This is a genomic window from Kitasatospora sp. CM 4170 (assembly GCF_032110285.1).
GTDB classification, from domain to species: domain Bacteria; phylum Actinomycetota; class Actinomycetes; order Streptomycetales; family Streptomycetaceae; genus Kitasatospora; species Kitasatospora aburaviensis.
Window position 1 is genome coordinate 2,776,134 of the sequence record NZ_CP134877.1, and the last position, 13,650, is coordinate 2,789,783.

9 protein-coding genes are annotated in these 13,650 nt (G+C 73.8%); 4 read left to right on the forward strand and 5 right to left on the reverse strand.

Features of this window, described 5'->3' with window-relative positions; translation table 11 throughout:
* The first annotated feature begins 14 nt into the window (after positions 1-14).
* Positions 15-440 (forward strand): MarR family transcriptional regulator, encoded by a 426-nt coding sequence (locus tag RMN57_RS11260; RefSeq protein WP_313763256.1) that lies wholly within the window; start codon positions 15-17, stop codon positions 438-440.
* A 99-nt stretch (positions 441-539) separates the two neighbouring features.
* Here RMN57_RS11260 and RMN57_RS11265 read toward each other — a convergent pair whose 3' ends face one another.
* Together RMN57_RS11265 and rpsA are read right to left on the reverse strand one after the other, a co-directional pair.
* Positions 540-2,765, reverse strand: coding sequence for an MMPL family transporter (locus tag RMN57_RS11265; RefSeq protein ID WP_313763257.1), 2,226 nt, complete (start codon positions 2,763-2,765; stop codon positions 540-542).
* 243 nt (positions 2,766-3,008) lie between these two features.
* Positions 3,009-4,499, reverse strand: a complete 1,491-nt coding sequence (gene rpsA, locus RMN57_RS11270; RefSeq protein ID WP_238740199.1) for a 30S ribosomal protein S1 — start codon at positions 4,497-4,499, stop codon at positions 3,009-3,011.
* 415 nt (positions 4,500-4,914) lie between these two features.
* On the opposite strand from rpsA, the gene RMN57_RS11275 reads away from it, so the two are divergent.
* Positions 4,915-5,769 carry a class I SAM-dependent methyltransferase gene (locus RMN57_RS11275; RefSeq protein ID WP_313763258.1) on the forward strand — a complete coding sequence of 285 codons (855 nt, stop codon included), beginning with the start codon at positions 4,915-4,917 and terminating at the stop codon, positions 5,767-5,769.
* Between the two features lie 97 nt (positions 5,770-5,866).
* The gene (hrpB, locus tag RMN57_RS11280; RefSeq protein ID WP_313763259.1) at positions 5,867-8,380 is read left to right on the forward strand and encodes an ATP-dependent helicase HrpB; all 2,514 of its coding nucleotides are present in this window, start codon (positions 5,867-5,869) and stop codon (positions 8,378-8,380) included.
* A gap of 81 nt (positions 8,381-8,461) precedes the next feature.
* On the opposite strand, the gene RMN57_RS11285 is transcribed toward hrpB, so the two are convergent.
* The 3 genes from RMN57_RS11285 to polA form a co-directional block, all read right to left on the reverse strand.
* Positions 8,462-9,226 (reverse strand): GNAT family N-acetyltransferase, encoded by a 765-nt coding sequence (locus RMN57_RS11285; protein ID WP_313763260.1) that lies wholly within the window; start codon positions 9,224-9,226, stop codon positions 8,462-8,464.
* Positions 9,227-9,368: 142 nt separating this feature from the next.
* Positions 9,369-10,061, reverse strand: a complete 693-nt coding sequence (locus RMN57_RS11290; RefSeq protein WP_313763261.1) for a hypothetical protein — start codon at positions 10,059-10,061, stop codon at positions 9,369-9,371.
* A gap of 88 nt (positions 10,062-10,149) precedes the next feature.
* Positions 10,150-12,834 (reverse strand): DNA polymerase I, encoded by a 2,685-nt coding sequence (polA, locus tag RMN57_RS11295; RefSeq protein WP_313767784.1) that lies wholly within the window; start codon positions 12,832-12,834, stop codon positions 10,150-10,152.
* A 313-nt stretch (positions 12,835-13,147) separates the two neighbouring features.
* Here polA and RMN57_RS11300 point away from each other — a divergent pair, with 313 nt between their 5' ends.
* On the forward strand, positions 13,148-13,609 hold the full coding sequence (locus RMN57_RS11300; protein WP_313763262.1) for a hotdog fold thioesterase: 462 nt from the start codon (positions 13,148-13,150) through the stop codon (positions 13,607-13,609).
* The last annotated feature ends 41 nt before the right edge of the window (positions 13,610-13,650 follow it).

Consider the following 13,650-nt stretch of genomic DNA (forward strand, 5'->3'; position numbering starts at 1 on the left):
GGTACGCTTCTCCCATGAACAGCCCGGCTCCCGAGACCCTCGACCTCGCCGCCGACCTGCGGGCCGCCGTCGGCGAGCTCGTCCGGGCCCTGCGCCCCGACGACGAGCTGCCGCAGAACCAGGCCGCCGTGCTCGGCCTGCTGGTCCGGGACGGCCGCGCCAGCACCGTCGCCGAACTCGCCGCCCACCAGCGCGTCCGGCACCAGTCGATGGCCCGCACGGTCGCCCTGCTGGTCGAGGCCGGGCTCGTCGTCCAGCAGCCGCACGCCACCGACGGCCGCAAGCTGCTGGTCACCCCCACCGACGCCGGCCTGACCGCCCTGTTCGAGCAGCGCGCCCGGCGCGAGGCGCGGATCGCCACCGCCATCGAGGCCCGCCTCGACCCCGGGGAGCGGGAGACCCTGCGCTCCGCCGTCGCCCTGCTCCGCCGCCTGGCCTGACCGGGGCGCGGCGACCCGGCGCCCGCCGCGTGAACGCAGGAGCCGCCCGCCCCCGGAAGGAGCGAGCGGCTCGGAAGGGGCGAGCGACTCGGACGCCCACTACGGCGTGGTGGGGACCAGCGTCTCCGCGGCCGGGCGCGGGATGGGCAGCACCGCGGGCGCGATGTCCGGCAGCTCGACGTGCTCGCTCAGGCCGATGCGGTTGTGCAGCCGGCGTAGCGGCGCCGGGGCCCACCAGTTGAAGTCGCCGAAGAAGCTCATCGTGGCCGGCACCAGCAGACAGCGGACCAGCGTCGCGTCCACCGCCACGGCGACGGCGAGGGCGATGCCCATCTGCTTGACCATCAGCATGTCGCCGAGCGCGAACCCGGCGAAGACGATCACCATCAGCAGGGCCGCGGAGGTGATGATCCGGCCGCTGCGCTGCACACCGAGCTCCACCGATTCGGCGTTGCTGTGTCCGCGGTCGCGCAGCTCCTTGATCCGGGCGAGCAGGAAGACCTCGTAGTCCATCGACAACCCGAAGGCGAAGGCGAAGACCAGTACCGGGATGAAGGTCTCCAGCCCGCCGGTGGAGCTGACGCCGAGCAGGCCGCTGAACCAGCCGTCCTGGAAGACCAGGGTGAGCGCGCCGAGCGAGGCGCCCAGCGAGAGCAGGTTCATCAACAGGGCCTTGACCGGCATCACCACCGATCCGGTCATCAGGAAGAGCAGGACCAGCGTGCCGAGCGCCACCAGGCCGAGCGCGATCGGGCCGCGGGTGAGCAGTTCGTGCTGGAAGTCGACCACCGAGGCCGCTCCGCCGGTGACCTGGGTGGTGAGCCCGCCGCGGTCGGCCCGCAGCTCCTTGACCACCTGCTTGGCCTGACCGCCCTGGGGGTCGCCGTGCACCAGCACGTCGATGGTGGAGACCGTGTCGCTCACCGGGGTGACCGCCCGGACGCCGCTGACGCCGGGCAGCTTGCTCACCACGTCGTCGGCGTAGGCCTGGGCGACCGTCGCACTGCTCTCGACCACGACGGTGATCGGGGCGGCCGAGGCGCCCGGGAAGCGCTGGTCGATCGTCTCGGCGACCTGCCGCCCGGCCGAGGAGGCGGGCAGGACGGCGGCGCCGGTGTTGCGCATGTCGGCGTGGAGGAACGGGGCCCCGGCGGCCACCAGCAGGGCGGTGCAGGCGAGGGCGACCGGCACCGCGCGCTTGCGCACCCGGCGGACGGTGCGGCTGAAGAAGCCCTCGTCGGACACCGGGGCGGTGGGCGTCCTGATCCGGCTGCCGGCGAAGCCGAGCAGGGCGGGGACGAGGGTGATCGCGGCGGCCACCGCGATCACCACCACGCTGACGCCGGCGGCGGCGACCGCGCCGAGGACGGGGCTGGTGAAGACGAACAGGCCGGCGAGGGCGACGGCGACGGTGAGCCCGGAGAACGCGACGGTACGGCCGGCGGTGGCGGCGGTCCGCTCGACGGCGGCGGCGATCCCCGCGCCGTGGCCGCGTTCCTCGCGGAAACGATTCACCATGAGCAGCGCGTAGTCGATCGAGAGGCCCAGCCCCAGCACGGTGGCGATCGGCAGCACGCTGGTGTCGATGTCCATGATCTTGCTGAACCCGAACATGGCCAGCAGCGCACCGCCCACCGAGGCGACGGCGCCGATCACCGGCAGGCTGGCGGCGGACAGGCCGCCGAAGACCAGCACCATGACGATCAGGGTGAGCGGCAGGGTGACGATCTCGCCGAAGCGGGTGTCCTTCTCGGTCTGCTTCTTGACCTCGTCCTGGAGCACGAGGTCCCCGCCGACCGTGACCTTGGCACCGTCGGCCGTGATGTCGGCCAGGCGGTGGGTGACGGCGTCGGCCTGCGCGGTGGTGCTGTCGTCGGCCATCCGGACCGAGACCAGGCTCGCGTCGCCGTCGGCGGAGCGCAGCGCTGCCGCGGAGGGGTCGGAGCCGTACGCGTCGCCGGCCGAGGAGACCCCGGGCATCGCGGTGATCTCGGCGGTGGCCCGGGTGACGGCGTCCTTGACGGCCTGGTCGTCGACGGGGCGGCCGTCCACCACGGCGGTGAGGGTGCCCTTGGCCGGGTCGGCCGCGGTGACGACCGCACTGCCGCGGTCGGCCTCGGAGGCGGAGGAGGAGGCGCCGGCCACCGAGCCCTCGAAGACCCGTCCGCCGATCAGCACGCCTATGACCAGGATGACCGCCCAGAAGCCGAGCACCCAGCGGCGGTGCCGGAAGCAGAACCGGCCGATGGCGGCGAGGCGCCCGTCGACCTTGGGGTCGGCGGACGTACGGGCGGAGGAGGGGGTCACAGCGGTGCTACGGCGCATGTGCAGGGGGTGCCTAGCGTGTGGGGCCGGGTGAGCGACCCATCGGGCAACTCCCCCCAAGGTAGGCGCCAGGGGTGGAATCGCCCACAGAAATCCAATGAGCCCCTAATCACATAAACCCTTCACATAAAGGACGGATATGCAAAGGGAAACAACAATGGACCCCACCCGGAATCCGGGTGGGGTCCATCGGTGACGCTAAGCGCCTAACGCCAGGTGCTGGGCACCAGCGGGGTCAGAGCCTCAGCTCTGGCCGCCGGCCAGCTTCTCGCGCAGGGCGGCCAGGGCCTCGTCCGAAGCGAGAGCGCCGGAGCCCTCGTCGCTGCTGGAGGAGTACGAACCGCCGGCGGCGGCGGCAACCGCGTCGCCACCCTCGGCAGCGGCCTCGGCGTCGGCCTCGCGGCTCTTGATGACCTGGGCCTGGTGCTGCTCGAAGCGGGCCTGGGCCTCGGCGTACTGCCGCTCCCACTCCTCGCGCTGCTTCTCGAAGCCGGGCAGCCAGTCGTTCGCCTCGGGGTCGAAGCCCTCCGGGTAGATGTAGTTGCCCTGGTCGTCGTACGAGGCGGCCATGCCGTACAGGGTCGGGTCGAACTCGACCTCGGCCGGGTTGGCACCCAGGGCCTCGTTGGCCTGCTTCAGCGAGAGGCTGATGCGACGACGCTCGAGGTCGATGTCGATGACCTTGACGAAGATCTCGTCGCCGACCTGGACGACCTGCTCCGGGATCTCGACGTGGCGCTCGGCCAGCTCGGAGATGTGGACCAGACCCTCGATGCCCTCGTCCACGCGGACGAACGCACCGAACGGAACCAGCTTGGTGACCTTACCCGGAACGACCTGGCCGATCTGGTGGGTACGGGCGAACTGCTGCCACGGGTCCTCCTGGGTCGCCTTCAGCGACAGGGAGACGCGCTCGCGGTCCATGTCAACGTCGAGAACCTCGACGGTGACCTCCTGGCCGACCTCGACGACCTCGGACGGGTGGTCGATGTGCTTCCAGGACAGCTCGGAGACGTGAACCAGACCGTCGACGCCGCCGAGGTCCACGAACGCACCGAAGTTGACGATCGAGGAGACGACGCCGGAGCGCACCTGACCCTTCTGCAGGGTGGTGAGGAAGGTCTGGCGGACCTCGCTCTGGGTCTGCTCCAGCCAGGCACGGCGGGACAGGACCACGTTGTTGCGGTTCTTGTCCAGCTCGATGATCTTGGCCTCGAGCTCCTTGCCCACGTAGGGCTGGAGGTCGCGGACACGACGCATCTCGACGAGCGAGGCCGGCAGGAAGCCACGGAGGCCGATGTCGAGGATGAGACCACCCTTGACGACCTCGATGACGGTACCGGTGACGATGCCGTCCTCTTCCTTGATCTTCTCGATCGTGCCCCAGGCACGCTCGTACTGAGCGCGCTTCTTGGACAGGATGAGACGACCCTCCTTGTCCTCCTTCTGGAGAACCAGGGCCTCGATGTTGTCACCGACGGCGACGACCTCGTGCGGGTCAACGTCGTGCTTGATCGAGAGCTCGCGGGAGGGGATGACGCCCTCGGTCTTGTAACCGATGTCGAGGAGCACCTCGTCACGGTCGACCTTCACGATGACGCCCTCGACGATGTCGCCATCGTTGAAGTACTTGATGGTCTCGTCGATCGCGGCGAGGAACGCGTCCGCGTCGCCGATGTCGTTGACCGCGACCTGCGGGGTGGTGCTGAGGGAGGAGTCGGTGGGGCTCGTCATTAGGAAAAGGGCTCCGGTACGGACATGAAGTCGTAGGTAATGCCACGCGGAGGGCCCGTATCGCTCCCACCGAAAGCCGGACAGCCAAGAACACGGCGCACCGACTTTTCCCGAGTACCGGGAATCGGCGTCCGTCTTGCGACCGTGGGGTCTTCGACAGATGCGAGCGCGACCTGCTCCGTCCGAGGCGCGCAGGCCCGCAGCGCAACTTGTAGCATACGGGGACGGCCAGGCACGGTCAACGCCAAGGGCGTCAAGACGGTGGAGGCCGGTATGGATCAGGCCATATCCTCCGATTGCGCACCTCACGGGTGGCGGCCGCAGGGAGCCCTTCCCCGGATGCCACCGCCAGGATCCGGACCCTTGGTGGGACCGGTTCGCGGCAGCGGCGCTTCCGCAGACGACACCCTACGCGATGGGCATTATCACCGTGGCCACCACCCCCCCACCGGATCTGCACGATCTTGACGACGACGGCGACGACGCGGTACGGCGGCACGCCGAGGCCGACGAGAGCAGCCGTGCCAGCCGGCACTGGTGGGACCGGAACGCGGACGAGTACCAGGACGAGCACGGCGAGTTCCTCGGCGACGACCGGTTCACCTGGTGCCCCGAGGGCCTGGACGAGGCGGACGCCCGTCTGCTCGGCGAGGTCGCGGGCCGCAGCGTGCTGGAGATCGGCGCCGGCGCCGCCCAGTGCTCCCGCTGGCTGCTCCGCCGGGACGCCCGCCCGGTGGCGATGGACATCTCGTACCGCCAGCTCCAGCACTCCCGGCGGATCGACCTCGCCCGCGGCACCCCGCCCGTCCCGGTGGTCCAGGCGGACGCGGCGGTGCTGCCCTTCGCCGACGGCTCCTTCGACCTCGCCTGCTCCGCGTACGGCGCGGTGCCGTTCAGCGCCGACACCGCCGCGCTGATGCGCGAGGTGCACCGGGTGCTGCGGCCGGGCGGGCGCTGGGTGTTCTCGGTGACCCACCCGATCCGCTGGGCCTTCCCGGACGAGCCGGGCGTCGAGGGGCTGACGGCGGTGGCGTCGTACTTCGACCGCACCCCTTACGTCGAGGAGGACGACCAGGGGCGGGCCACCTACGTCGAGCACCACCGCACCGTCGGGGACCGGGTGCGCGAGCTGGTCGGCGCCGGGTTCCGGCTGCTGGACCTGGTGGAGCCGGAATGGCCGGAGGGGCACGAGCAGGAGTGGGGCGGCTGGTCGCCGCTGCGCGGGCGGCTGATCCCGGGGACGGCGATCTTCGTCACCGAGCGGGACTGAGAAGGGGGCCGGGGCGGGTGACCGGGCCGGGGGCGGGTCGGGCCCGGCCCGAGCGGCCGGGCCCCGGCGGGCCGGCGGCGTCGGGGAGACTGTCGGGGTGAACCCCGCCTGGCGCGATCTGCCCGTCCGCACCGCCCTGCCCGAGCTGCACCGCGCGCTCGACGAGCACGGCACCGCCGTCCTGGCCGCCCCGCCCGGCACCGGCAAGACCACCCTGGTGCCGCTCGCCCTCGCGGGCCTGCTCGGCGACGGCCGCCCGCCGCGCCGGGTCCTGGTCGCCGAGCCGCGCCGCCTCGCCGTCCGCGCGGCCGCCCGGCGGATGGCCTGGCTGCTCGGCTCCGCCGTCGGGGGCACGGTCGGCTTCACCGTGCGCGGCGAGCGGCGCGCCGGGCCGGACACCGTGGTCGAGGTGGTCACCACCGGCGTACTGCTCCAGCGACTCCAGCGCGACCAGGAGCTGCCCGGCGTCGACGTCGTCGTCCTCGACGAGTGCCACGAGCGGCACCTCGACGCCGACACCGCCCTCGCCTTCCTGCTCGACGTCCGGGCCGCACTGCGGCCGGAGCTCGGCATCGTCTGCGCGTCCGCCACCTCCGACACCGAGGCCTGGGCCGACCTGCTCGGCGGCGCCGAGGTGGTCGAGGCCCACGGCACCGCGCACCCGGTGGAGACCGTCTGGGCGCCGCCGCCGCGCGCCGTCCGGCCCGCCCACGGCACGCGGGTCGACCCGGCCCTGCTGGAGCACGTCGGCGCGACCGTGCGGCGGGCGCTCGCCGAGCGGACGGGCGACGTGCTCTGCTTCCTCCCCGGCGTCGGCGAGATCACCCGGGTCGCCGGGCTGCTCGCGGACGCCCCCGCCGAGGTGCTGCAGCTGCACGGCCGGGCCCCGCAGGCCGTCCAGGACGCGGCGCTCGCCGCGGGCGCGCACCGGCGGATCGTGCTCGCCACCTCCGTCGCCGAGTCCTCGCTGACCGTGCCGGGCGTGCGGGTCGTGGTGGACGCCGGGCTGGCCCGCGAGCCGCGCACCGACCACGCCCGCGGCCTGGCCGGCCTGGTCACCGTCCGGGCCTCGCTGGCCGCCGCCCGGCAGCGCGCCGGGCGCGCCGGGCGCGAGGCCCCCGGCACCGTCTACCGCTGCTGGGCGGAGGCCGAGGACGCGCTCGCCGCCCGCTACCCCACCCCCGAGATCGCGCTCGCCGACCTCACCCCGTTCGCCCTCCAGACCGCCTGCTGGGGCGACCCGGACGCGACCGGCCTCGCCCTGCCCGACCGGCCCCCGGCCGGGGCGATGGCCGCCGCCCGGCAGACCCTGCGGGCGCTCGGCGCGGTCGACGCCGACGGGCGGGCCACCCCGCGCGGCGCCCGGCTGGCCCGCACCGGACTCCACCCCCGGCTGGCCCGCGCCCTGGTCGACGGCGCCCCCGCGGTCGGCGAGCGGCGGGCCGCCGAGGTGGTCGCGCTGCTCTCGGAGGAGCCGCCGCGGGCCCTCGGCGACGACCTGGGCGCCGTGCTGCGCACCGTCCGGGACGGTCGCGACCCCTACGCCGGCCGCTGGCGCGAGGAGGTCCGCCGCCTGCGGCGCGGCGCGGGCTCCGAGCCGGCCACCGACCTGCCCGACGCCGCGGCCGTCGGCCTCGTCGTCGCGCTGGCCTTCCCCGAACGGATCGCCCGCGCCCGGGTGGAGAAGCCCGAACCGGGGGCGCGCAGCCCGTACCTGATGGCCTCGGGCACGGCCGCCGAGCTCGCGCCCGGCACCGCGCTGGGCGCCGTGCCGTGGCTGGCCGTCGCGGTGGCCGACCGCCCCGCCGGCTCGCCCTCGGCCCGGGTGCTGCACGCGGCCGCGCTGGACGAGGAGACCGCCCGGCTGGCCGGCGCGCCGCTGCTGGCCGCCCGGGATGAGGTGCACTGGGACGCACGGCGCAGCGAGGTGGTCTCCCGCAAGGTGGAGTCGCTGGGCGCGGTCGAGCTGGCCGCGACCGCTCTCGACCGCCCCGACCCGGCCCTCGTCCGCGCCGCCCTGCTCGACGGCCTCGCCCGCGAGGGCGTGAGCTCGCTGCTGAGCTGGCCGTCCCCCGGACTGCGCGAGCGCCTCGCCTTCCTGCGCACCGCGATCGGCGACCCCTGGCCGGACGTCGGCGACGCCGCGCTGCTGGCGCGCGCCGACGAATGGCTGGAGCCCGAACTCTCCCGCGCCCGCCGCCGCGCCGACCTCGCCCGGATCGACACCACCGCCGCCCTGCAGCGGCTGCTGCCGTGGGCGAGCGGCGAGGCCGGGCGCCTGGACGAACTCGCGCCGGAGCGGATCACCGTGCCCAGCGGCTCCCGGATCCGCGTCGACTACGCCACCGAACGCCCGGTCCTGGCCGTCAAGTTGCAGGAGCTCTTCGGCTGGGCCGCCGCCCCCGCCCTGGCCGGCGGCCGCGTCCCCCTCACCGTCCACCTGCTCTCCCCCGCCGGCCGCCCCGCCGCCGTCACCGGCGATCTGGCGTCCTTCTGGCGCGACGGCTACCGCGCCGTCCGCGCCGACCTGCGCGGCCGCTACCCCCGCCACCCCTGGCCCGAGGACCCGACCACCGCCGAGCCCACGAAGCGCACCAACGCCAGGAGGTGACCGAAGTCCGGCGCGGGTACGGTCCTGACCGGGGGGCATGGTGACCGGCGGTCGGACAGCTCGGAAGTCGGCTCCGGTGGCCTACTGGAGGGAGGCCCACCAGGTCGAGGGGGACGCGACCGTGTAGCCCAGCGATTCGTAGAGCGGGCGGCCCAGCTTCGAGGCGGTGAGGGTGGCCGGGTGGTCCGTCAGGTGGGCGAGGGCGCCGAGCATGACGGCGCGGCCCACGCCGCGGGAGCGGAAGGCCGAGGAGGTGGCGATCCAGTAGTGGCTGCCGACGCCGTCGGCCAGGACGCTCACGCCGGCGCCCGCGGGCACGCCGTCGATCGAGGCGATGAACACGTCCACGCCCGGCTGTTCGATCAGCGTCGTCGGGAAGAGCTCGCCGGGGCGGTAGGGCTCGAAGCCGTCCAGTTCGAAGCCCTCGATCACGACCTGCTCGGCCGCCCGCAGGTCCTCGGGCCGCCGTACCCGGGTCACGTCCAGCGCCGGGGCGTCGACGGGTCCGGGCAGGCGGAGCATGACCGGCATCTGCCAGTTGCGCATGGCCAGGTGGCTCAGGTCCGTCGAGCTGAACGGATCCTCGACGATCACCGGACCTGCGGCCCGGCGGACCAGCTCGCCGACCTCGGCCGCTTCGCCCGGGTCGAGGTCGGACTCCTGGATCAGGATCCGCCGGCCCGCGCGCTCGTCGCCGTCGACGGCGACGAATCCGCGGCGCCGGATCACCTCGTGCCCCCGGGACACGCCGGTCGCGGTCCAGAAGGCGGCGGAGTTGCGGGCCTGCAGCGTCGGCGCCTCGGCCAGGAGGGCGGGCTGGTCGGTCGACCTGGGTTCCGTAGTCATCGGGCCCACGGTAGTACGAAATTGACTCCGTGACACGGGTTGATCAACTGCGGGCCGACCGGGCCGACGCCGCGCGGCAACGCGCGACGCCCGCCCGCCGGCGGGGACGGTCGGAGCCGGCTGAGCCGGTCCCCGCTCCGGCTCACCCGCCGCCGGAGAAGCCCCCGCCGGAATTGGCCGAGCCCGAGCCGCCGTAGGCCCAGCCGCCGCCGGAGGGGGGTCGGGGCTTGGGGCGGACGCGACGTTCGGTGCGGCGCAGAACGGGGATGCCGGCCGGGCCGAGCAGCTGCTCCAGGGAGCGCTGGAGCGCGTCGACATCGGTACCGTCCGGCGCCCGGTGCGGGCGGCCGTCGTCGCCGGTCAGGGTCACCACCGTGATGGCGAGGGTGCGGCCGGCCGGCTCGGGGTCGCCCTCGTAGGGCTCCTCCACGGTCTCGTCCAGTTGGATGCGCCGCAGGCCGGAGATCGGGGCCCAGGCGTCGGCGCGGGCACCCCGGACGAAACGCAGTTCGGTCGGGGCCCCGGCCGGGGCGAACTGCACCCTGCGGACCGACCGCAGCTCGGCGACCGCGGCGAACGGCCACAGGAGCAGCGCGGCGGCCGCCCACAGCGCACCGCAGACGGTCACCGCGCCCACGAAGGTGGCGCCGATGATCACCGCGACCACCACGATCAGGATGCCGACGGGGAGGAAGGCGAGGCCGACGGCGAGCAGGACGGCGAGCGTGCGCAGCACCAGGAACGCGGCGGCGGGCCAGGATCCCCCACCCCACTCGAACACGAGGTCGGTGGTGGTGCCGTCACGGCCGCGGCGGAGCAGCTCATCGGCAGACATACCCGCCAGGGTAGGACCACTCCCCGCTCCCGGAAAGGCCCCGGGCGCCGCCTCGACGAAGCTGCACCCGGGGCCCGTTGACGGATCGTCAGTGCGCGGCGGCCTCCCAGTCGGGGCCGACGCCGACGGAGACGTCGAGCGGGGCGCGCAGCGGGTAGGCGCCGGCCATCTGCTCGCGGACGATCGCCTCGACCCGGGCGCGCTCGCCCGGGGCCAGCTCCAGCACGATTTCGTCGTGGACCTGGAGCAGCATCCGGGACGCCAGGCCGGCTTCGCGCAGCGCGTCGTCCACCCGGAGCATGGCGATCTTGACGATGTCGGCGGCCGAGCCCTGGATCGGGGCGTTGAGGGCCATCCGCTCCGCCATCTCGCGGCGCTGGCGGTTGTCGCTGTTGAGGTCCGGCAGGTAGCGGCGGCGGCCGAGCAGGGTCTCGGTGTAGCCGGTGGCGCGGGCCTCGTCGACGACCCGGCGCAGGTAGTCGCGGACGCCGCCGAAGCGCTCGAAGTAGGTGTCCATCAGGCCCTGCGCCTCGGCCGGCTTGATGCCGAGCTGCTGGGAGAGCCCGTACGCGGAGAGCCCGTACGCCAGGCCGTAGGACATCGCCTTGATCTTGCGGCGCATCTCGGCGTCGACCGCGTCGCGGGGGACCTCGAAGACCTGGGAGGCGACGGTGGTGTGCAGGTCCTCGCCGGAGGCGAAGGCCTCGATCAGGGCCTCGTCCTCGGAGAGGTGGGCCATGATCCGCAGCTCGATCTGCGAGTAGTCGGCGGTGAGCAGCGCCTCGTAGCCCTCGCCGACGACGAAGGCCCGGCGGATCATCCGGCCCTCCTCGGTGCGGACCGGGATGTTCTGCAGGTTCGGGTCCTGCGAGGAGAGCCGGCCGGTGGCGGCGACCATCTGGTTGAAGGTGGTGTGGATGCGCCCGGCCGGGGAGACCGTCTTGAGCAGGCCCTCGACGGTGGTGCGCAGCTTGGCCTGGTCGCGGTGGCGCAGCAGGATCACCGGCAGCTCGTTGTCGGTCTGGGTGGCCAGCCAGGTGAGCGCGTCGGCGTCGGTGGTGTAGCCGGTCTTGATCTTCTTGGTCTTGGGCAGGCCCAGCTCGCCGAAGAGGATCTCCTGGAGCTGCTTGGGCGAGCCGAGGTTGAACTCGTGGCCGGCGGCGGCGTGCGCCTCCTCGACCACGCGCTGGATCTCGGCGGCGAACTGCGACTCCAGGCCGGTGAGCCAGGCCCGGTCGGCGGCGATGCCGGTGCGCTCCATCCGGGCCAGCAGGGCGGCGATCGGCAGCTCCATGTCGCGCAGCAGGCCGGTGGCGCCGACCTGGGCGAGGCGGGTGTCGAAGTGCGCGGCGAGGTCGAGCACGGCGCGGGCCTGGAGCATCAGCGCCCGGGCGCCGGCGGAGGCGTCCTCCTCCGGGGCGTCGAAGGCGAGCTGGCCGCTCTCCGCGGCGGGCGCCGGGGCGAGCGAACGGGCCAGGTACTCCTCGGCGAGCACCTCCAGGGTGAAGGTGCGCCGGCCGGGCTTGTCCAGGTAGGCGGCGAGGGCGGTGTCGGCGACGACGCCGGCGATGGTCCAGCCGCGCTCGGCGAAGGCCCGCATGACCTGCTTGGCGATGTGCAGGGCCTTGGGGGCGGCCGGGTCGGCCAGCCAGGCGGCGAGGGCGCGCTCGTCCTCCTCGGCGAGCAGCGCCGGGTCGAACCAGGCGGCCGTGTCCTCCGTCGCGAGGGCGATCTCGGCGACCTCGCCGCTGCCGAGCGCCCACTGGTAGACGGCGGCGAGCGCGACCGGGGCCTTGCCGGCGGCGTGCTCGGCGAGCCAGCCGGTGAGCGTGCCGGGGTCGGTGAGCAGTTCGCCGTCGACCTCGATGCCGGGGGCGGGCTCGGCCGCGGCCTCGGGCTCGGCGGCGGCCGGGTCGATGCCGAAGACCCGGTCGCGGAAGTTGGCGTTGCGGAACTCCAGCGACTCCATCAGGGTGCCGACGGCCGCCCGGTCGAACGCGGTGCGGCCCAGGTCGTCGATGCCGAGCGGGAGTTCGACGTCGCGGACCAGCTCGGTGAGGACGCGGTTGCGCTTGACCGAGTCGAGGTGCTCGCGCAGCTTCTCGCCGATCTTGCCCTTCACCTCGTCGGCGCGGGAGACGAGTTCGTCGAAGGAGCCGAACTGGTTGACCCACTTGGCGGCGGTCTTCTCGCCGACGCCGGGGATGCCGGGCAGGTTGTCGGACGGGTCGCCGCGCAGCGCGGCGAGGTCGGGGTACTGGCGCGGGGTGACGCCGTACTTCTCGGCGACCTTCTCCGGGGTGTAGCGGGTGAGTTCGGAGACGCCCTTGGTCGGGTAGAGGACGGTGACGTGCTCGGTGACCAGCTGGAGCGAGTCGCGGTCGCCGGTCACGATGTCGACGTCGAAGCCGGCCGCCTCGGCGGCGGTGGCCAGGGTGGCGATGATGTCGTCGGCCTCGAAGCCCTCGACGCTCAGCCGCTGGACGTTCATCGCGTCCAGCAGGTCGTGGATCAGGCCGACCTGGCTGCGGAACTCGTCCGGCGTCTTGGCCCGGTTGGCCTTGTAGTCGGGGAACTCGGCGGAGCGGAAGGTCTGGCGGGAGAGGTCGAACGCCACCGCGAGGTGGGTGGGCCGCTCGTCGCGGACGGTGTTGGCGAGCATCGAGGCGAAGCCGTACACCGCGTTGGTCGGCTGGCCGGTGGAGGTGTTGAAGTTCTCCACGGGCAGCGCGTAGAACGCCCGGTAGGCCATCGAGTGCCCGTCGAGCAGCATCAGCCGGGGCCGGGCCGCCCCGCTGCCACCCGCCGCGCCCTTGTCCGTACTCTGCGTAGCCACGTCAACGTCCGTTCCTGCCGATTCCACTACCGGCCACCGATCCTATGGCCCGGCACCGACAAAAGGGGCGCGTCCGGCGGACGGCCCGCCCCGCACCGGCCGGCGCCCGTACGCGGCGCGCCGCCCGCCGGCGCCGCCACGCCGCCCCCGCCACGCCAGCCCGCGCCCGGTGCCCGCTACCGCCGAGTAGGACGGTCGTACGATCACTGGCAGCACGACGACGTGACCCCGAGCGGCAGGAGCTCCCCCCATGACCGACGCGTCCGACGCGGCCCCCGTCCTCAAGGTCCCGCAGGAGGTGCTGGACCACTTCGCCAAGCTCGGCGTGGACCCGGCCACCTTCTCCGGCGGCCACCTCGGCGAGAAGCTCGGCATCCGGATCGTCGAGGCCTCGGGCGACCGGGTGGTCGGCACCATGCCCGTCGAGGACAACCAGCAGCCGTACGGCCTGCTGCACGGCGGCGCCTCGGCGGCGCTGGCCGAGACCCTCGGCTCGGTCGGCGCGATGCTGCACGCCGGGCCCGGCCGGTACGCGGTGGGCGTGGACCTGAACGCCACCCACCACCGCTCGGCCACCTCCGGCCTGGTCACCGGGGTGGCGACCGCCGTGTTCAAGGGGCGCACCGCCGCCACCTACGAGATCGCGATCACCGACGACACCGGCCGGCGGATCACCAGCTGCCGACTGACCTGCATGCTGCGCGACCTCTGACGCGACCCCCGGGCCGACCGGCCCGGTCCCGGGGGTCCGCC